Source organism: Streptomyces sp. NPDC048514, assembly GCF_043199955.1.
Lineage (GTDB): Bacteria > Actinomycetota > Actinomycetes > Streptomycetales > Streptomycetaceae > Streptomyces.
This window is the reverse complement of sequence record NZ_JBICWT010000008.1, coordinates 365,769-384,872: the sequence shown is the minus strand read 5'-3', so window position 1 is coordinate 384,872 and position 19,104 is coordinate 365,769. Positions and strand designations below refer to the sequence as shown.

15 protein-coding genes are annotated in these 19,104 nt (G+C 73.3%); 6 read left to right on the top strand and 9 right to left on the bottom strand.

Features of this window, described 5'->3' with window-relative positions; genetic code table 11:
• Window positions 1-522 precede the first annotated feature (522 nt).
• The 5 genes from ACGFT2_RS20170 (at window position 523) to ACGFT2_RS20150 (ending at window position 5,265) form a co-directional block, all read left to right on the top strand.
• Complete coding sequence (locus ACGFT2_RS20170) at window positions 523-1,905, top strand: Cys-Gln thioester bond-forming surface protein (protein WP_393279890.1); 1,383 nt, start codon at window positions 523-525, stop codon at window positions 1,903-1,905.
• Between the two features lie 274 nt (window positions 1,906-2,179).
• A complete protein-coding gene (locus tag ACGFT2_RS20165) occupies window positions 2,180-2,302 on the top strand; it encodes a hypothetical protein (RefSeq protein WP_393279888.1) in 123 nt (40 codons plus the stop codon).
• 204 nt (window positions 2,303-2,506) lie between these two features.
• Window positions 2,507-4,171: an energy-dependent translational throttle protein EttA gene (gene ettA / locus ACGFT2_RS20160; protein ID WP_393279886.1), complete on the top strand. Its 1,665-nt coding sequence runs from the start codon at window positions 2,507-2,509 to the stop codon at window positions 4,169-4,171.
• Between the two features lie 6 nt (window positions 4,172-4,177).
• Window positions 4,178-4,591, top strand: coding sequence for an acyl-CoA thioesterase (locus ACGFT2_RS20155; protein ID WP_393279884.1), 414 nt, complete (start codon window positions 4,178-4,180; stop codon window positions 4,589-4,591).
• Window positions 4,588-5,265 (top strand): hypothetical protein, encoded by a 678-nt coding sequence (locus tag ACGFT2_RS20150; RefSeq protein ID WP_393279882.1) that lies wholly within the window; start codon window positions 4,588-4,590, stop codon window positions 5,263-5,265. Before ACGFT2_RS20155 ends, ACGFT2_RS20150 begins: the two co-directional genes overlap by 4 nt.
• A gap of 89 nt (window positions 5,266-5,354) precedes the next feature.
• On the opposite strand, the gene ACGFT2_RS20145 is transcribed toward ACGFT2_RS20150, so the two are convergent.
• Complete coding sequence (locus tag ACGFT2_RS20145) at window positions 5,355-5,759, bottom strand: globin (protein WP_393279879.1); 405 nt, start codon at window positions 5,757-5,759, stop codon at window positions 5,355-5,357.
• 80 nt (window positions 5,760-5,839) lie between these two features.
• Here ACGFT2_RS20145 and ACGFT2_RS20140 point away from each other — a divergent pair, with 80 nt between their 5' ends.
• Window positions 5,840-6,817: a methyltransferase domain-containing protein gene (locus ACGFT2_RS20140; RefSeq protein WP_393279877.1), complete on the top strand. Its 978-nt coding sequence runs from the start codon at window positions 5,840-5,842 to the stop codon at window positions 6,815-6,817.
• Window positions 6,818-6,910: 93 nt separating this feature from the next.
• Here ACGFT2_RS20140 and ACGFT2_RS20135 read toward each other — a convergent pair whose 3' ends face one another.
• From ACGFT2_RS20135 to ACGFT2_RS20100, 8 genes are all read right to left on the bottom strand, one after another.
• Complete coding sequence (locus tag ACGFT2_RS20135) at window positions 6,911-8,803, bottom strand: FHA domain-containing protein (RefSeq protein WP_393279873.1); 1,893 nt, start codon at window positions 8,801-8,803, stop codon at window positions 6,911-6,913.
• A gap of 56 nt (window positions 8,804-8,859) precedes the next feature.
• Window positions 8,860-10,200, bottom strand: coding sequence for a VWA domain-containing protein (locus tag ACGFT2_RS20130; RefSeq protein ID WP_393279870.1), 1,341 nt, complete (start codon window positions 10,198-10,200; stop codon window positions 8,860-8,862).
• A 113-nt stretch (window positions 10,201-10,313) separates the two neighbouring features.
• Window positions 10,314-11,651: a PP2C family serine/threonine-protein phosphatase gene (locus tag ACGFT2_RS20125; RefSeq protein WP_393279868.1), complete on the bottom strand. Its 1,338-nt coding sequence runs from the start codon at window positions 11,649-11,651 to the stop codon at window positions 10,314-10,316.
• Window positions 11,652-11,654: 3 nt separating this feature from the next.
• Entirely contained in the window at window positions 11,655-14,123 is a 2,469-nt protein-coding gene (locus ACGFT2_RS20120; RefSeq protein ID WP_393279865.1) for a tetratricopeptide repeat protein, read from the bottom strand.
• Entirely contained in the window at window positions 14,120-15,394 is a 1,275-nt protein-coding gene (locus ACGFT2_RS20115; protein WP_393279863.1) for a hypothetical protein, read from the bottom strand. Before ACGFT2_RS20115 ends, ACGFT2_RS20120 begins: the two co-directional genes overlap by 4 nt.
• A 48-nt stretch (window positions 15,395-15,442) precedes the next feature.
• A complete protein-coding gene (locus ACGFT2_RS20110) occupies window positions 15,443-16,471 on the bottom strand; it encodes a glutamate ABC transporter substrate-binding protein (RefSeq protein WP_393279860.1) in 1,029 nt (342 codons plus the stop codon).
• A 14-nt stretch (window positions 16,472-16,485) separates the two neighbouring features.
• Window positions 16,486-17,928 (bottom strand): hypothetical protein, encoded by a 1,443-nt coding sequence (locus ACGFT2_RS20105; protein ID WP_393279858.1) that lies wholly within the window; start codon window positions 17,926-17,928, stop codon window positions 16,486-16,488.
• A 192-nt stretch (window positions 17,929-18,120) separates the two neighbouring features.
• Window positions 18,121-19,074: an N-acetylglucosamine kinase gene (locus tag ACGFT2_RS20100; RefSeq protein ID WP_393280052.1), complete on the bottom strand. Its 954-nt coding sequence runs from the start codon at window positions 19,072-19,074 to the stop codon at window positions 18,121-18,123.
• Window positions 19,075-19,104: the final 30 nt, after the last annotated feature.

Below are 19,104 nucleotides of genomic sequence, written 5' to 3'. Positions count from 1 at the left end.
CCGTGCCCGCAGCCTTGGCTGTGCAACCCGTGCCCGTAGCCGCGGCCTTGGCTGTGCAACCCGTGCTGTCCGTGACCGGAGCTTGCAGACCGTGCCCGTGCCCGTACCCGTGTGGGCACGTGCCCGAGGCTTGCAACCCGTGGCCGTTCCCGGCCTGGTGTGCCGGTGACTCCGCCTCGAACTTCTCGGACCCCTCGGACCCCTCGGACCCCTCGGACCCCTCGGACCCCTCGGAGGGCCGCTGGGACCTGGGACCCCTCGGACTCCTTGAACTCCGCGAACCCCTCGAACACCCCGTGCGCTCGGTGGATTTGTCGATACACCCAGCTCACGAACGGCTCTCGCGATAACGATTACGGATCGGATCGGCCGTCGGATGATCCGACCGGCCGGTCTGGCTCCGCCGGATCCATAGGATGCCGGGCGTGCCCCTTGGGGCCGCTGATTCTGCTGGTGGGACCGTCCCCCACGTCCAACGGGTCCTGCTCGAAGGGGAATTCTGTGTTTGCTGCGCTCTCTGGATTGCGTCGGTCCGCCGGAGCGGCCCGCCTGGCCGCCGTCGCCGCGGTGGGCCTCGCGGCGGCCGGTGTGCTGTCCGGCGCCGGTACAGCCGTGGCCGACGGGACGTCGCAGACCCAGGGCGGCGCGACGGCCACGACCAACGGCCTGAAGACCTACGGCGAGGCCGTGATCCATGGGGACGGCGGCGATCAGAGAGTCTCCGCGGGGCTGTTCGAGATGTCGGTGGACGGCGGCGGCACGCTGCAGACGTACTGCGTGGACCTCCACAGTCCCACCCAGCGCGACGCCCGGTACCAGGAGACGTCCTGGAGGGGCACGTCGCTGGGCGCCAACGAAAACGCCGGCAAGATCCGTTGGATCCTGCAGAACTCCTACCCCCAGGTCAACGACCTCGCCACACTCGCCCGGCGGGCGGGCGCGGGCACCCTCACCGAGCAGGACGCGGCGGCCGGCACCCAGGTGGCCATCTGGCGCTACTCGGACGGTGCGAAGGTCGACGCCGCCGATCCGCAGGCCGAGAAGCTCGCGGACTACCTGCAGAAGAGCGCCCGGAACCTCGGCGAGCCCCAGGCCTCGCTCACCCTGGATCCGCCCGCGGTCTCCGGCCGGTCGGGAGACCTGCTCGGGCCGGTGACCGTGCACACCAACGCGGGGGCCGTCACGGTGGCTCCGCCGGCGGACGCGGCCGGCGGCGGGGTGCGGATCACCGACAGGACAGGCAAGGTGCTCACCTCCGCCAAGGACGGCAGCCGCCTGTACTTCGACGTCCCCGAGACCGCGGCGGCGGGCACCGCCCAGCTGACGCTGCAGGGTTCGACCACGGTGCCCGTGGGCCGTGCCTTCGTCTCCGACAGCCGTAGCCAGACCCAGATCCTCGCCGGTTCCAGCGAGTCGACGGTCTCCGCCACTGCGACGGCCACCTGGGCGGCCGAGGGCGCCATACCGGCGGTGTCGGCGCGGAAGAACTGCGTCAAGGGCGGAGTGGACGTCGTCGCGGCGAACAAGGGCGACGAGCCGTTCACCTTCGAGTTGCTGGGCACCGAGCAGGTGATTGCCGCGGGCGCCTCCCGCACGGTGACCGTTCCGCTCCAGGAGGACCAGGCGTACGACTTCACGATCACCGGCCCGAACGGCTTCAGCCACCGCTTCACCGGTGTCCTCGACTGCAAGACGCAGGGTGCGATCGCGACCGAGACCACCCGGATCCACACCCAGCCCAGCCCGGCCACGGTGGGCGGCGTCGCCGCCGCGGACACCACCGACCTGGCCGAGACCGGTGGCTCCGCGATCACCCCGCTGATCGCGGGCGTGGCGATCGGCCTGGTCGTCATCGGCGGCGCGGTCCTGGTGCTGCTCCGCAACCGCGAACAGACGGACGCCTGACGACGACGCGGACGCCCTCCTGTGTGAGTGCAGGGATGAGGGCGAAGCCCAGGCGCTCACCCAGCGGGCGCGCACACCGCGGGCAACGCTCCCCGCGCGCGTTCGTGAGAGTGATCGTCATACAGAGGACGATGATCGGATCCGAGGGTGGGCTGTCCCCGTCTCGTCGGGGGAAACCTGCTCTCGCCGGAAAGGTCGTGAGCCGTCGGCCGTTCGGGATCTTCCTGTGGAGAGAAGGTGTGCCCGATGCCATGGGCTGGCTGAGATCACAGCCGTGCCGCTCGGGATGGAGCTGCCGGCCCTCGGGGCCACCGTCACGGGCGTCGTCCACTGGCTCGACGCACGCAACCATCAGGTAAGGGTCCGGCTCGATGAGTGGCAGACGGAGGACGAGTGATCGTTCCTGGGCCGTCTCTGGGCCGTGCGAGGGTGCCCGAGGGCGGCCGATGGCGACCGGCAGTGACAGGTGAGACGGAGTCCGCAGCGGCGAAGCCCCAGGTCAGAGCCCCCGGACCAAACGGGTTAACACCCAAGGCTGGCGGTCAGGCAAGATGGGGTGTATCTGCCCACTGCCAGATTTCAAGCTGCCGGACGGTTTCTCTTGGCTGAGTTCATTTACACCATGCGCAAGGCGCGCAAAGCGCACGGCGACAAGGTGATCCTCGACGACGTCACCCTGAGCTTCCTGCCGGGGGCGAAGATCGGCGTCGTCGGTCCGAACGGCGCCGGTAAGTCGACCGTGCTGAAGATCATGGCGGGCTTGGAGCAGCCGTCCAACGGTGACGCCTTCCTCTCGCCCGGTTACAGCGTCGGCATCCTGCTCCAGGAGCCCCCGCTGAACGAGGAGAAGACCGTCCTGGAGAACGTCCAGGAGGGTGTCGCCGAGGTCAAGGGCAAGCTCGACCGGTTCAACGAGATCGCCGAGCTGATGGCGACCGACTACTCCGACGCGCTGCTCGACGAGATGGGCAAGCTGCAGGAGGAGCTGGACCACGCCAACGCCTGGGACCTCGACGCCCAGCTGGAGCAGGCCATGGACGCGCTGGGCTGCCCGCCCGGCGACTGGCCCGTCGTCAACCTCTCCGGTGGCGAGAAGCGCCGCGTCGCGCTCTGCAAGCTGCTGCTGGAGCAGCCCGACCTGCTGCTCCTCGACGAGCCCACCAACCACCTCGACGCCGAGTCGGTGAACTGGCTGGAGCAGCACCTGGCCAAGTACCCGGGCACCGTCGTCGCCGTCACCCACGACCGGTACTTCCTGGACAACGTCGCCGGCTGGATCTGCGAGGTCGACCGCGGCCGCCTGCACGGCTACGAGGGCAACTACTCCAAGTACCTGGAGAGCAAGGCCAGCCGTCTGAAGGTCGAGGGCCAGAAGGACGCCAAGCGGCAGAAGCGGCTCAAGGAAGAGCTGGAGTGGGTCCGCTCCAACGCCAAGGGGCGCCAGGCCAAGTCCAAGGCCCGCCTCGCGCGGTACGAGGAGATGGCCGCCGAGGCCGACAAGATGCGGAAGCTGGACTTCGAGGAGATCCAGATCCCGCCGGGCCCGCGCCTGGGCAGCGTCGTCGTCGAGGTCGACAAGCTGAACAAGGCCTTCGGCGAGAAGGTCCTGGTCGACGGCCTCAGCTTCACGCTGCCGCGCAACGGCATCGTCGGCGTGATCGGCCCGAACGGCGCCGGCAAGACCACGCTGTTCAAGATGATCCAGGGCCTGGAGACGCCGGACTCCGGCGACATCAAGGTCGGCGAGACCGTCAAGATCTCCTACGTCGACCAGACCCGCGCCAACCTCGACCCCAAGAAGACGCTGTGGGAGGTCGTGTCCGACGGGCTCGACTACATCAACGTCGGCCAGGTCGAGATGCCGAGCCGGGCGTACGTGTCCGCCTTCGGCTTCAAGGGCCCGGACCAGCAGAAGCCGACCGGCGTCCTCTCCGGCGGTGAGCGCAACCGCCTCAACCTGGCGCTGACCCTGAAGCAGGGCGGCAACCTGCTGCTCCTCGACGAGCCCACCAACGACCTGGACGTCGAGACCCTGTCGTCGCTGGAGAACGCGCTGCTGGACTTCCCCGGCTGCGCCGTCGTCGTCTCCCACGACCGGTGGTTCCTGGACCGGGTCGCCACGCACATCCTCGCCTACGAGGGCGAGTCGCGGTGGTTCTGGTTCGAGGGCAACTTCGAGTCGTACGAGAAGAACAAGGTCGAGCGGCTCGGCGCGGACGCCGCGCGTCCGCACCGCGCCACCTACAAGAAGCTGACCCGGGGCTGATCGATCTTGCGGCACCTCTACCGCTGTCCACTGCGCTGGTCGGACATGGACGCGTACGGCCATGTCAACAACGCGATCTTCCTCCGCTATCTGGAGGAGGCGCGCATCGATTTCCTGTCCCTGCGGGGCAAGGAATCCAAGCAGGGGTCCGTGGTGGCACGCCATGAGATCGACTACAGGCGGCAGCTCGTCCACCGGCCCACGCCCGTGGACATCGAGCTGTGGGTCAGGGAGATCAAGGCCGCGTCCTTCATCGTCTCCTACGAGGTGAAGGACGACGACCACGTCTACGTGCGGGCCTCGACGGTCGTCGTCCCGTTCGACTTCGAGACTCAGCGGCCGCGCCGGATCACACCGGAGGAGCGGGAGTTCCTCGGGAAGTACGGGGACGACGCCGAGGGGCAGGCCGGCGCCGTATGACGGTGCTGCACCTCGGCGACGAGACGGAGGCGGCGGACCTCGCCGCCTTCCTGTCCAGGCTGCTCCACTACGACCGTGGAGCGGCGGTGCGCCTGCAGGCGGCCGGCACGGCACTCGCCGTCTTCGGACGGCCGCCGTCCTTCGAGGTGCTGGCCATCCGCGCGGTGCGGCTGGCGAAGCCGTACGAGCACGGGCTCGACCTCACCCTGGACGTCACCGTCTCCGCCGGTGAGTTCCTGGAGTCCGTGGACGAGCAGGCGGCCACCGCCGCCGTGCCGGGTCCGGTCACCGGTCCGCCGTGGGCCGGTGTGCTGCCGCCGCGCGGCGGCTGGCGGCCCGAGCCCGGGCTTCCGGCCCCGGACGCGCTGCGGGCGACCGTGGCCGCCGCGGTCACCGAGTTCCGCTCGCGCACGGAGGAGCTGGCGCCCGAGCGGCGCGGCCGGGCGGAGCTGGACCGGATCGGCCGGGACATCTGGTCCCGGGAGATCGGGCGGACCCGGCTTCCGGTGCGGGCCGTGCACGCGGCACAGACCCTGGGTTTCCTGCGACCGGGCACCGAGCCGGCCGACACCGGGCTCTTCTCCTCGGGCGCGTGGCTCAGGCTGCGTACGCCGTACGGATCCGTCGCCGTCCGGCGTTCCGGGCTCGGGGCCCTCGGGATCAGCGTGCGCTGACGGCTCGTCCACGCCGGGTGCTCACCGCCGGGTGATTCCGCGGTGCCCGGCCGGCGGTGCCGGAACCCCGGTCGGCGGTCGGCGGTTCGTCAGTCGGCGGTGTTCACCATCGAAGCGGCCGCGTACGTCAGGTAGTTCCACAGCGTCCGCTCGTGCTCCTCGGACAGGCCGAGCTCGTCGACGGCCGCCCGCATGTGCTTCAGCCAGGCGTCGTGCGCCGCCCGGTCCACGGTGAACGGGGCGTGCCGCATGCGCAGCCGGGGGTGGCCGCGGTTGTCGCTGTAGGTGGTGGGGCCGCCCCAGTACTGGATGAGGAACAGCGTCAGCCGCTCCTCGGCCGGACCGAGGTCCTCCTCCGGGTACATCGGCTTCAGGATCGGGTCCCCGGCCACTCCCTCGTAGAAACGGTGGACGAGCCGGCGGAAGGTCTCCTCCCCGCCGACCTGCTCGTAGAAGGTCTGCTCCTGAAGCGTGCCGCGCCGAATCTCATTCACCTGTACATGGTCTCAGACCGGGTGACCGAGGACCGAAGGCGTAGGACCCGCATACGGCGGCCCGCCCCTACTGTGGACCCATGGGCGCCTACGACACCGAGATCGACGACCTGGCCGCCGCGGCGCGGGCCGGGCTCGTACGGGAGATCGACGCCGACGGGGTCTGGGCGGCGGAACCGGTCTGGCGGGACGCGTTCGCGACGGTGCCCCGGCACCTGTTCGTGCCGTACTACTACGTCTCGGGGCGGGGCGGCTACGAGCGCCGCTGGCGCGAGAGCCCGGCTCCCGAGGCCCGGGAACGCTGGGTGCGCGGCGCCTACGAGGACATGCCGCTGGCCACCCGGCTGCGCGACGGCGAACTGCTCTCCTCCAGCAGCCAGCCCTCCTTGATGGCGCAGATGCTGGTCGCCCTGCGGGTCGGGGAGGGCGACCGGATCCTGGAGGTCGGCGCCGGCACGGGATACAACGCGGCCCTGCTGGCGCACCGGCTCGGCGACGACGACCTCGTCACCACCGTCGACCTGGAACCGGAGATCACCGAATCGGCCCGGCAGCACCTGACCGCGGCCGGGTACCAGCCGGTCGTCGTCACCGGCGACGGTGCGCGCGGGGTGCCCGAACGCGCCCCCTTCGACCGGATCATCGCCACCTGCGCGCTGCCCAGGGTGCCGCGCGCCTGGCTCGCCCAGTGCCGCCCCGGCGCCCGCGTCCTGACCCCGCTGGCCACCGGACTGCTGGCGCTCACCGTGCGGGACGCGGAGCACGCCGAGGGCCGCTTCCTGTCGACGCCCGCCTACTTCGTACCGCTGCGCGGCGAGGGCCGGGCGGAGCCGGAGGACGTGTCCCTGGCCGGGCTGCCGGACCGGGCCCGGGAGCAGGACCTGTTCCGCTTCATGCTCGCCCTGGTCCGGGGCACCCTCGAACCGCGGGCGGCCTACGCGCTGTGGGAACGCGAGGGCGAGCCGGCCCGAGCACGGTACGGCGTCACGGTGGCCGGAGAGCGGGCGTGGGCCTGGCTGGACGACCCGGAGGGGCCCTACCTCTGGCCCCTCCCCTGATCGGCCCTGCCTGACCGGCCCTCTCCGGCCGGCCGTCTCCGGCCGGCCGTCTCTGATCGGCCCTTTCCGGGCCGGCCCGCTGTCCTGTCGTTCTCAGCCCTGGTGGACGGTGATCGTCGTCCAGGCGCCCACGTGCACCCGGTCGCCGTCCCGCAGCGGCACCGGAACGAAGGGCTGGATCGGTTCGTCCGAGCCGTTGACGGTGGTGCCGTTGGTCGAGTTCTGGTCGACGACCGCCCAGGTGCCGTCCGGCTGCTGCACCAGCACGGCGTGCTGGTGCGAGACGCCCGGGTCCTCCGGCGGCACCGCCAGGTCGATGTCCGGGGTGTCGCCGGTGGAGTGCCGGCGGCGGCCGATGGTGATCTGGTTGCCGGTGAGCGTGCGCTGCTGCTCGGGCGAGTACGCGGGCAGGTTCAGGCCCGCGGCCTCGGGGCCGGAACGCTGCATCATCGCCATGAAGTAGTCGCGGTCCGGGCCGATGGTCGCGGTCCAGGTGGCCGGCTGCTGCGGGGCCTGCGGGAAGCCGGCGCCGTGCGGGGCCTGGCCGGCACCGGGCTGCGGGTAGCCGTACCCGCCGCCCTGACCGCCGGGGCCCTGCCCCGGTCCCTGGCCGGGCCCGGAGGGGCCGGTGGACGACGGCGGGGAGATCACCCAGTCGTCGTCACCGCCACCGAAGGACGGGCCACCGAAGGAGGGTCCGCCGGGGCCGCCGGCCGGGGGCCGGCCGGTCTCCCGCGGGAAGGCGGGGGGAGCGGACGGTCCGGCCTGCTGGAACGCCTGCGGGGCTCCACCGGGACCCTGGGACGGGCCGGGCTGAGCCGGGCCCCCGGGACCCGACGGCTCCCGGCCGAACGGCGGCTGCGCCGAAGGCCCACCGGCCCCCTGCCCCGGCCCACCACCGAAACCGGGCCGTTGACCAGGCCCCTGACCGGGCCCCTGACCGGGGCCCTGGCCCGGCCCACCGCCGAAGCCGGAGGGGCCACCGGAGCCCGGCCCCTGACCCGGTCCCCGGCCTTCGCCGAAGCCGGAGGGGCCGCCGGAACCGGGGCCCTGCCCCTGACCGGGACCCTGGCCTGGCCCACCGCCGAAGCCGGAGGGGCCGCCGGAACCGGGGCCTTGCCCCTGACCGGGACCCTGACCCGGACCGCCGCCGAAGCCGGACGGGCCGCCGGAACCGGGGCCTTGCCCCTGACCGGGACCGCCGCCGAAGCCGGAAGGGCCACCGGCACCCGGACCCTGACCCGGACCGGGCCCCTGCCCCTGACCGAAGCCGGAAGGGCCGCCGGAACCGGGGCCCTGCCCCTGACCGGGACCCTGACCCGGACCGCCGCCGAAGCCGGACGGGCCGCCGGAGCCGGGGTTCTGGCCCTGGCCGGGGACCTGGCCGCCGAAGCCGGAGGGGGCGCCGCCGGGGCCCTGGTTCTGGCCCGGGGCGGTGCCGAAGGCGGGGGGTGGCGGGGGCGAGGGGCGTCGTTCGCCGCCGAAGGCGGAGGGGCCCGGGCCCGGTGAGGTGGGCGGGCCGGACGGGCCGCGGTCGCCGCCGAACGGCGTCGGCCCGGACGGCTCGCTGCCGAAGGACGGGATCGGCTCGGCGGGCCGGTTCACCTGCGAGGGCCGCGAGCCCTGGTACTCGTACGAGTCACCGCTGCCGTACGTCGCGCTCGGCGGCTCGAAGCGGGGCTGCCGCGGACGCGGAGCGGCCGGCGTGTAGGAGGTGGCCGTGTTGGTGAGGAAGTTCCACCGGCACTCCTCGCAGAACGGCGCGCCGCCCTCCCTGGGCGTACGGCACTGCGGGCACAGCTCCGCCTCGGGCGCACCCGGCGCCTGCGGGCGGCCGCCGGGCTGGTTGCCCTGCGGCGGCGGGAAGCCGTAGCCGCCGGCGGGCGGTGGCGGGGGCGGCGGAGGCACGGCACCGGCCATGCGGTGACCGCAGACCTCGCACCAGTCGTCGGAACCCGACTGGTGTCCGTTCGGGCAGGTCGGCATGTCGGTGCTTCCCCTTCTCCTAAGGGTCCGGCTGGATGCGCCGCCGTGTGGCAGCGTCACTTCTTCACTCGAACAGTCTTCGTGGACCGGGTCTCCAGAGTCATCTCATCGGCCTCCGCGACCCTCGTCTTCAACCGCACAGTACCTGTCGCCGCGTCGACCACGTCCACCACCTTCGCAAGCAGTTTCGCAGTATCCGCGTTCCCCGAGGCGCTCGCGAGCTGAACCGCGCGCCCCAGTTTGGCCGTTGCTCCATCGAAATCGCCCACTTTACGAAGATCGAGACCTTGCTGGATGGCTTGCGCCAGTTCGGCCTGCCCCGTGTAGTGCGCGACTTGGGGATTGATCGAGGTGGAGGCCGCCATGTCGTCGGTCCAGACGGCCCGTACCAGGCCCTGGGCGCCCAGGTTGCGCACCGTGCCGTCCGGCTGCGGGACGACGAGGGAGACGCGGGCGGCGAGCATCTCCTGGCCGAGCCCGGCCGGCGGAACCTCCACGCACAGGTGGTAGTCGCGGGACTCGTCGCCCCAGGACCCGGTGGGATAGTCCCCGGCGCGCGGTCCGGCCTCGGTGCGCCGGCCGGTCAAGTCGGCCACGGCCGGGGCGACTTGCTTGACGAATCTGATGGTGCTGCCGACCGGCGTCCACACTCTGAGGGTGACGTCGGCGACCTCCTTGCCCATCGCCGACTCCATCATCCGTGTGAAGTCCGCGGCCAGGCCCGCCGGGTCGGCGACGATGTCGGCGGTGCCGAGCAGCGCGGAGGCGATCCCTGTGACTTCTTTCACTTCCCAGTCGGTGCCCACGCCCCGGGCGTCGCAGGTGAACCGGCCGGCACACGCGTCCAGCGCGGCCCGCAGGTCCCCCGGCGACTCGTGTTCGTTGCGGCCGTCGGTCAGCAGGATGCCGTGCCGGATGGTGACGTCCGCCGAGGACAGCAGCCGGTCGGCGAGCCGCAGCCAGGTGCCGATGGCCGTGCCTCCGCCCGCGGTGAGCCGGCGCAGCGCCTGCTTGGCCTGCTCCCGGGTGGTGGCGTCGGCCACCGCGAGGCGTCCGCCGCCCGGGTAGACCTCCTTGGCCACGTGCGTGCCGCCGATCACCGCGAAGAGGGTGCCGTCGCGCAGGGTGTCGACGGCGGCGGCCGTGGCGTCCCGGGCGTTGCGCATCTTGGCCGGCGGGTAGTCCATGGACCCCGAGCAGTCGACCATGACCGCCACCGCGGCGGAGGCCGGCTGTCCCGGTGCGTGCACGGGTGCGGCGGCGCTGCCGACGGTGCCCCCGCCCCTCGACGACACCGTCACGATGGCGTCGACCTCACGGCCGCCGTCCGGCAGGTACTCGTTCTGGTAGACGTCCACCGAGAACTGCGGCACGTCCGACTTCACGAAATTGGCCATGCTTGCTCGACTCCCCCTAGAAAGCACCCCGCTGACGCGAGGCGGTGGATGTGGGCGGACCGGTCCCCTCCGGCCCGCCACTGCTTCCCGTCGCTCCGGCGTTATGTACGGCCTCAGGCCGATACTGCCCCCTGCGGCGGCGCCGGGAACGGCAGGACCGCCACTGTTACGTTGTCGTGGCCCCCGCCGTCCAGGGCGTGACCGACCAGCACGCGGGCGCTGTGCAGCGGGCGCACGGCCGCGTCCGCGGGTACCACCTCGGACATCTCCCCGGCCGTCTCGGCGTAGTTCCACAGGCCGTCGGTGCACACCACCACGACACCCGGCCGGTCCGGTTTGAACGACGCGGTGTGCGGCTCCAGTTCGTAGGCGTCCGCGCCGAGCCACCCGGTGATCGCGTGGGCGCGCTCGTCGGCGTACGCCTCGGCCTCGCTCATCAGCCCGGCGGCGACCATCTGCGCGGCCCAGGAGTCGTCCTCGGTCAGCCGGGCCGGGGGCGTGGCGCGGTCGGCGGGCACCCAGTAGACGCGGCTGTCGCCGACCCAGCCGACGACCAGCAGCCCGGCGGTGACGACCGCGCCGACGATCGTGCACGCGGGGGAGTTCTGGTGCGGGGCGTGCTCGCGGGCCGTGGCGGGTTCCTCGGCGAGCGCGTTGACGGCCTGCGCGGCGGCGACGATCGCCTCGTGCATGGCCTGCTGCGGGTGGGTGCCGCGCGGCAGGGCGGCCAGCAGGACGTCACCGGCCGCCCGGGAGGCGGCCAGCGAGGCCTCGTCGGGCCGGGTCGCCGAGGAGACGCCGTCGCACACGACGGCGAGCGCGACGGGGCCGCCGTCGGGCAGGGTGGTGTGACCGACGGTGAAGGCGTCCTCGTTGCGGTGATGGCGCAGGCCCCGGTCGCTGACGGCGGCGACCGGGCCCGACTCCTCCTCCATGTGGTCGCGTTCGCGGGGCTGCGCGTGCCCGCAGTTCTCGCAGTACCCGTCGTCGTCCACCCGGCCCGCCCGGCAGGCCACACAGACCTGTGCCGGATCGGCGGCCGGACCGTCCGGTGCGGCCGCGGCGGCGTCGGCGGCCGCGCGCGGGTCCGGTGCCTGCAGCGGGTACTCGTCGGGCTCGTCGGGCCGGTCGAAGCGGACACCGGGAGCGGCCGGTTCCCCCGGTTCCCCGGCCTGCAGCGGCCTGCCGCCCGAGTCCGTGCCCGGCAGGTCGGTCGGCAGGTGCGCCGCGGGCGGGGTGCCGCCGGAACCCGGTGGCTCGGCGGCCGGCCAGCCCGTGCCCTCCCCGGGGGCGGCCGGGCCGGTCGTGGTGAGGGCCGGATGGTCCTGCGAAGAGGCGGGCACCACCGAAAGGTCGTAACCGCACGCTCCGCAGAAGAGGTCACCCGGCTCGACGGGCTCCGCGCAGCTCGGGCACTTCGGCAGTGCGGTCTGCTGGGGCATCTGCGACATCAACTACACCCACGTCCGGGGGCGGTAACGGTTGGCCCGTTCCACCAGTTCGATCCTCTCCTCGCCGCCGGGCGCCAGCCGGGCCAGCGTGCGGTAGGCCCGCTCCAGTCCGAAGCGTAGGCCCCGCTCGTCCAGACCGGTGCCCAGCAGCACCTGCCCACCGGGGGCCGGCCGGGCGGTGCCCTGGCCTCCGGAGAGTATCCAGTCCAGCGCACAGCCGAGCACCTCGGCCGACAACCGCCCACGCCGGACCGGGTCCAGACCGTACGCGTCCAGCGCCTCGACCTGCCCGGCGGCGGCGGTCAGGTCGTCCAGGAACGGTACGTCACCGGCGGTCGCCGTGCGCTGTCTGAGCCGCGCCCGGACGGCGGCGACCCGGGCGGCCGTGTAGTGGATGGACGACTCCGGAACCGACTCCAGCGTCGTCACCGCGCCGCGCCGGTCACCGGCCGCGAGCTGCACCCGGGCGAGACCGAAGGCCGCGCTCACATAGCTCGGGTCGGTCGCCCACACCAGCCGGTAGTACTCGGCGGCGTTGTCCAGCTGGCCCAGCACCTCCGCGCACAGGGCCAGGGCCAGCTTGGGCGCGGCCTCACCGGGGAAGGCGTCGTAGATCGCGTCGAAGCCGAGGGCGGCGCCCTCGAAGTCGCCGGTGACCAGGGCGGCCACGCCCCGGTACCAGACCACCCGCCAGTCGTCGGGCCGCTCCTCGTCCAGCTCGGTCAGGCTCGCCAGCGCGGACCGGTGGTCGCCGCTCTCCAGCCGGGCGCGGACCTGCCGCAGCCGGCTCTCCACGGTCCGGGCGGGTGCCGCGTCCAGTGCGCTGATCAGCTCGGCCGGCGCGGAGGCCATGAGGCCCGCCAGGAAACCGGCGTTGGGGTCGTTCGGGTCGACCAGCGGCACCGGCAGGGCCTGCGCGGCGGCCGGGGTCTCGACCGGTCTGACGAGGGACGGCGGGGGCAGGGCGGGACCGGCCGCGGCCCGCCGGACCGGCCGGGCGCCCAGCCGGGACACCTCGCCGTCCAGGTGCGGGAACAACTCCCTGTCGACGACGCGTACTTCGGGCCCGAACAGGGTCGACAGCGCGGGCCTCGCCCGCCCGCTCTGCAGTGCGACGACCTCGCGCAGCACCCCGGTCAGCTGTTCGGACATCTCCTGCGCGGAGGCGAACCGGCGGGCCGGGTCGGGGTCGGTGGCGCGCACGAGGAGCCGGTAGAAGGATTCGTAGCGGCGGAAGACCTCGATGGTGTCGGGGTCGGGCAGGGAGTCCACGAAGACGTTCGTGTAGCCCTGGAAGTCGAAGGTGAGCACCGCGAGGGTGCGGCCCACCGTGTACAGGTCGCTCGCCACCGAGGGGCCGACCTCGGCGACCTCGGGCGCCTGGTAGCCCACCGTGCCGTAGATCGCCGACTCCTCGTCGTCCATGCGGCGCACCGCGCCCATGTCTATGAGCTTGAGCTGGTCCTCGGTCTGGATGGCGTTGTCGACCTTGAAGTCGCAGTAGAGCAGGTTGCGGCTGTGCAGGTGGCCGAGGGCCTCCAGGGCCTCGATGCCGTAGGCGCAGGCCTGTTCCACCGGCAGCGGATCCCGCCTGCCGTCGGCCGTGCGGCGGCCGTTGGCGATCTCCTTGAGCGACCTGCCGCCGACGTACTCCATGACGATGTAGCCGTCGAGGGAGCCGGTGCGCTGGTCCAGGTGCTCCACGAAGTTGTAGATCCGCACGATGTTGGCGTGCTCGATCTCCGCCAGGAAGCGCCGCTCGGAGATGGCGGCGGCCATCGCGTCCTGGTCGCCGGTGTCCAGCAGGCCCTTGAGCACCACCCACCGGTCGGAGACGGCCCGGTCCACGGCGAGGTAGATCCAGCCGAGCCCCCCGTGCGCGAGGCAGCCGGCGACCTCGTACTGGCCGTGCACGATGTCCCCGGCCTTCAGCTTGGGCACGAAGGAGTACGGGTGTCCGCACTTGGTGCAGAAACCCTCCGTCCGCCCGGGGCGCTCCCCGCGGGCCCGGCCGACCGGCGCCCCGCAGTCCGAGCGGGAGCAGAATCGCTTCCGCTCGGGCACCTCCGGATTGTCCAGCACCATGGCGCGCGGGTCGGGCCGCGGCACCTGCGGCACGCTCACCAGCCCGGCGCCCAGCCGCCCACGCGTCGACGTCCCCGAGGACGAACCGGAGCTGCGCACCGACACCGACCGGCCGGTGGACGTTCCCGACAGGGACCGGGAGAGCCGCCCGGACACCGAGCGGCGCGACTTCGACGACTGGGAGGACGTGCGGGAGCTGCGCGAGCTGCGGGAACTGCCGCTCTGTGCCGAGGCCCTGGTGACTCCGGTGGGCGGCGAGCCCACCATGCCGCCCGCCGCGACGACCGGCGCGAGACCGCAGGTGTCGCAGTACAGCTCGCCGCCCCCGACGTCCTCGTACGTCCCCTCGCAGCCCGGCCGCTGACAGGTCTGCCCCGGCTGGCTCATGACTGGTCCCCCTCACGGTCCTGCGGCGCTCCGGCGCTGCCGAGCTGTTCGGCAGCCGACCGCTGGTAGCGCAGCACGGCCTGTTCCGCCACGCGCAGATCGCAGGGCGCGCTCCACAGCATCCGCCGGGCCGCGTCGTAGCGCTCGATCAGCAGCGGATCCTCGGCGAGGCCGTGCCGGGCGACCTTCGCCCGGTAGGCGTCCAGCCGGCCCCGCAGCTCGGCGCGGACCGCGAGCGGCGCGGTGACCGCCGTCAACGACTCGCGGGCGCGCAGCAGTTCGTCCTCCGCCTTCCGCTCCAGCGACTCCAGCAGCGGCGACAGCCGGTGCCACCGCGCCTGCCGGCGGTACTCGGCGGCCGTGGCCAGCTGCTCCTGCAGCACGGTCGGCGGCCCGCTGACGACCGGCACCTCGGTGGCGGCGATCTTCGCCAGCACCTCGCCGCGCGCCGTGCGGGCCTCGGCGAGGGTGCGATCCGCCCGCGAGAGCAGGTCCCGCAGCCGGATCAGCCGCGCCTCCGCGTCCTGCCGGACCGTGAGCACGGCGTCGATCTCCCGCCGCACGTCCTCCAGGGCGCGCGCCTCACGGTCGTACACCGCGGTGTCCGGGCGGCCCCCGCCGGGCGCCGAACTGCCCTCGGCCGGCACCCAGTACGCCAGCGGGTCGGAGACGACCTCCTCGCGCAGCCTGGTCAGCGTGCGGGTGATCCGCTCCAGGTCGTCACCGGCCGGATGCTCGCCCGGCCGGACCCCGACGGAGTGGGCGAGCTTGCGGGTGCGCTGGAGCTCGGCGGCGAGTAAATCGATGCGCGCGGGCAGCGCCGACCAGACGGCGTCGGCGGCGACGACCAGGTCCAGGCTCGTCGCGTACAGCTCGTTCATCCGGTCCACCAGGGCGGTCAGCGAGAACGTCTCGCTGAGCGTGCCGTTCCCGGCGACGGTGACGGCCTCACCGCGCAGCAGCCCGGTCAGCTCGACCAGGTCCTCGCGGCTGGACCAGCGGCGCCTGGCGCGGATCTCGCGGGCGGAGCGCAACGCGGCCGCGTAGGCGTCGAAGTACCCCCACAACAGGGTGATCCGGGCCTCAGTGGCCTGCCAGCGTTCCCTGGTCACACCGGTCAGCTCGGCGCCCTCGAGGAGTCTGCGGCCCGCGTGGTCCTGCAGGGCCAGCAGCGAGGTCTCGATCGCCTCGTGCTCCTGGCCGAGCCGCGCCAGCGCACGGTCCACCTCGTCCCGGTCCATCACCGGCCCGGCGGGGTCCGTGACGCCCATCGATCACCTCTCGCTGCTGTCTGGTCGGCCTGTCGGGGTAAGCGGGGTTCAGCTGTCGCGCAGATACCGGGGCGCGGGCGGCTCGGAGGCCGCCGAGTCCCTCCCCAGTGTCGCCGACAGCCACTTGTCGTACGACGCCTGCCAGCCGTGCGCGCGGTAGTCGGTCAGGATGCGGTTGACCCGGCGTACCAGATCGGTGGCGTCCTTCTTCATCGCCACGCCGTAGTACTCGGTGGTGAACGCCTCGCCCTTGAGTTCGACGGCGGGGTCCTGCGCGGCCTGGCTCGCGGCGAGCGCGCCGTCGGTCACCACCGCGTCCACCTCGCCGAGTTGCAGCCGGACCAGGCAGTCCAGCTGGTTCGGGACGGTGGCGGCGATGTCGGTGGAGGCGGGCAGCTCGCCGGCCTTCCGGTCGGCGGCCAGCTTGGTGGAGGCGGTCGAACCGGCCGCCGTGCACACCTTCTTGTGTGCGAGGGAGTCGTCGTAGCCCGTCACGGCTGACGACTTGGGCGCGAGCACCTGCTGACCGGTCTTGAAGTAGGGGGTGGAGAAGGCCACCTGGGCCAGCCGGTCGCAGGTGATCGTCATCGTCCGCACGACCATGTCCACCCGGCCGTCCTGGATCGCCGGTATGCGCCGGCTGGTCGGGATCGCCTTGAACTGCACGGCGTCCGGGTCCCCCAGGATGTCCTGTGCGATCCGGTGCACCAGGTCGATGTCGAAGCCCTCCAGCTCCGCGCCCTCGGTGTTCGGGTTCCGGTAGCCCCAGTGGTAGCTGTTCTGGTCGACGCCGACGATCAGCTTGCGCTTGGCGCCCGTCCGGGCCTTGATGGCGTCGATCGTCGGACCGTCCGCGCCGGACGGGGCGAGGGTCTGCTTCTGCGCCTCGGAGTCGGTGCAGCCGCCGGCGCGTGCCTGGCGGCCGGTGGCCACCCGCTGCCCGGCGGAGCCGCCCTCGGGGGGCGCCTGGGTGCGCGGCAGCAACAGTGCGAACGCCAGCGCCAGCGCGCACAGCACCGCCATCGCGCCGACCCCGCCCCAGCCCCGCAGGGAGGCCCGAGCACGTGTCCCGTACATCGCCCTGCCCCCTGTCACCGGTACTCCGAAAGCCTGCGCCCGATGCCGGCCACGGCACCGGCCGCGCCCAGCACCGCGAGGACGGCCGCGCCGACCGGCAGCCCGGTCATGGCGTCCCGCCCGTCCCCGGCGGCCTGCTGGAACTCGCTCTGCTCGTGGTCGATGGCCCGGGCGAGGCTGGCGTCGACGCCGTCGAAGCACTCACCGGTCGCACCCTTGGCGCCGATCACCTTGTCCAGTGCCTGCTGGTAGTTGCCGTTCTCGTCCTCCGCGCGCGCCGCGGCGTGACGCTGCTTCCACACCGCCATGTCGCCCTCGGCCGCCTTGACCGGCGTGCTGCCGGCCCCGTCGTCGGCGAGCGTGCCGGCCTCGGTCAGCCGCTTGCCGAGCACGCCCATCTCCTTGTCGAAGTCGTAGTAGTAGGCGTCGTACGGCTTGCCGTCGACCGTGATGGTCTCGGCGCCGCGCGCCACCAGGCTCAGGTTCTCGTTCCCGCGCGCCTTCAGGGAGGCGATCCGGGCGTCGTGCAGGACGCTGAGCGAACGGATGCTGTGGTCGTAGGAGCCGTCCAGGCCCGACCGGGCGACCATGTGCCCGACGACCAGCCACAGCAGTACGGCCGTGGTGGCGGCGGTTCCGGCGACCAGGCCGTGGTTCAGGACGCGGTGGGTGCGCCGGTACGAGCGGTGCTGGGCCCAGCCGAGCGCGGCGAGCGCGACGGCGCCGAGCGCGATGGCGGCCCAGGGGTAGGGCGTGGCGTCCGCGTAGTCGGCGTCGAGCCGCTGGTTCTCCTTGGTGTAGAGGTCCTCCGCCGCCGGGAGCATGTCCTTCTGCATCTTCTCGTTGGCGTAGCGCAGATAGGCGCCGCCCACCGGATAGCCCTGCCGGTTGTAGGTCCGGGCCCGCTCGATGAGGCCCTTGTACTCGGGCAGCAGCCGGTTCAGCCGGATGATGGCCGCCTCCGCGGCCGAGCCGGGCTCGGCGCTGGACGCTGCGGTCACCAGCCCGGCGGCGGCACCGCGGATGTCCTTCTCGTACCGGTCCCGGGTGCCGGCGGTCTCCTGGCCGCCCGCGAGGAAGCCGCTGGACGCCGCCGTGTTGGCGTCCGCCAGCGAACGGTAGATCCCGGCCGCGCCGGAACTGAGCGGCTGGCTGCGGCGCAGCACGTCGTCGGCGGCGGCCGCCCGTTCGCTGGTCTGCCAGGCGGTGACGGCCCCGAACGCGACGACCAGCAGCGCGAGGACGGCCCCGATGATCCGCAGCCGGCCGGGCTCGGTCGTCGCGGCGGCCCGCACCCGCTCCACACCCTCCGCGAAGGCCGTACGGCGGTCCGGGGCCGCGGGCGGCACCGGGGGAGCCGGCCGGCCGGGCCGCTGCGGGGGCACACCGGGGGCGGCGCCGGGCGCCGCGGCCTCCGGCAGAGGTGGCGCCGCGCTGCTCTTCGGCGGGTGTGTCACTCGACCTCCCCCATGGTCATCCGTTCGCCGCCCAGTATCACCGCCCGGACCGGCCCGCGCACCGGCCTTCACTGGATCTTGATCGGATCGCAGCGTGCTCGGGGGAGCGCGCGCGCCGGGCACACCACCCCCTGTTGATGAACACGCGGGAGGCGCCGGATCGGTTCCGCTGCGGGGCTCGCCCTTCCGGCCTCACACCTTTCCCGACTCCCAGTACCCGCGGGCCCTTTCGCCCGCCTCCGCCCCCGCCCCCAGGCGGTCCAGCCCCAGCAGGGCCGCGCCCAGGACCGGGCTGGCCGTGACCACACGCGGGCGGGCCTCGGGGGCGCGGGCGGACAGCAGGTCGCGGATGGCGTCGTCCAGCTGGGGATGGCCCGCGGTCAGGACGCTGCCGCCCAGCAGCACCGGTGTCTCCTCCGCCAGCAGGTCCAGGCGGGTCAGGGCCACCGTGGCCATCACCGTGACCTCCTGCGCGAGCCGGGTGACCAGGGAGCGGGCCACGGGGTCCCCGTCCGCGGCCGTCGCGAAGAGCACCGGGGCCAGCTCGTGGCGGCGGTCGTGCTCGACGTGCTCCAGGTGCAGGGCCTCGATGAGGGCGTACATGGTCGGCAGGCCGAAGTGCGCGGGCAGGGTGCGGGCCAGGGCCGTCGGTTCACCCCGGCCGTCCTCGGCGCGCGCGGCGTGCCAGAGGGCCTCCTCGGCCAGGCCCCAGCCGCCGCCCCAGTCCCCGGAGATACGGCCGATGGCCGGGAAGCGGGCGGTGCGGCCGTCGGGGCGCATCCCGACGCAGTTGATGCCCGCCCCGCAGACCACCGCGACGCCGCGCGGCTCGGCCACGCCCGCCCGCAGGATCGCGAAGGTGTCGTTGCGGACCTCCACCGACCGCCCCCACGCGCGCCCCCGCAGGGCGGTCGCCAACTGCTCCTCCTCGACCGGCAGGTCGGCGTTGGCCAGACAGGCCGACACATGGGCGACCGAGGGCACACCGGCCTCGGCGAAGGCCCGCGCGACCGGTTCGGCCAGCGCGTCCAGTGCCGCCGTCAGGCCCACCGCGGGCGGCCGGAAGCCGCCGCCGCGGGCCGTGGCCAGGACCTCCCCGGCGGCGGTGACCACGGCCACGTCGGTCTTGCTGTTGCCCGCGTCGATGGCGAGGACGCTCGCACCCCCGGGGGCGGC

Bases quoted from the DNA above. Each gene is read 5' to 3' on its own strand.
- ACGFT2_RS20115 (WP_393279863.1), bottom strand. From the start codon at position 15,394: ATGGGCGTCACGGACCCCGCCGGGCCGGTGATGGACCGGGACGAGGTG.
- ACGFT2_RS20120 (WP_393279865.1), bottom strand. From the start codon at position 14,123: ATGAGCCAGCCGGGGCAGACCTGTCAGCGGCCGGGCTGCGAGGGGACG.
- ACGFT2_RS20130 (WP_393279870.1), bottom strand. From the start codon at position 10,200: ATGGCCAATTTCGTGAAGTCGGACGTGCCGCAGTTCTCGGTGGACGTC.
- ACGFT2_RS20135 (WP_393279873.1), bottom strand. From the start codon at position 8,803: ATGCCGACCTGCCCGAACGGACACCAGTCGGGTTCCGACGACTGGTGC.
- ACGFT2_RS20140 (WP_393279877.1), top strand. From the start codon at position 5,840: ATGGGCGCCTACGACACCGAGATCGACGACCTGGCCGCCGCGGCGCGG.
- ACGFT2_RS20150 (WP_393279882.1), top strand. From the start codon at position 4,588: ATGACGGTGCTGCACCTCGGCGACGAGACGGAGGCGGCGGACCTCGCC.
- ACGFT2_RS20125 (WP_393279868.1), bottom strand. From the start codon at position 11,651: ATGTCGCAGATGCCCCAGCAGACCGCACTGCCGAAGTGCCCGAGCTGC.
- ACGFT2_RS20110 (WP_393279860.1), bottom strand. From the start codon at position 16,471: ATGTACGGGACACGTGCTCGGGCCTCCCTGCGGGGCTGGGGCGGGGTC.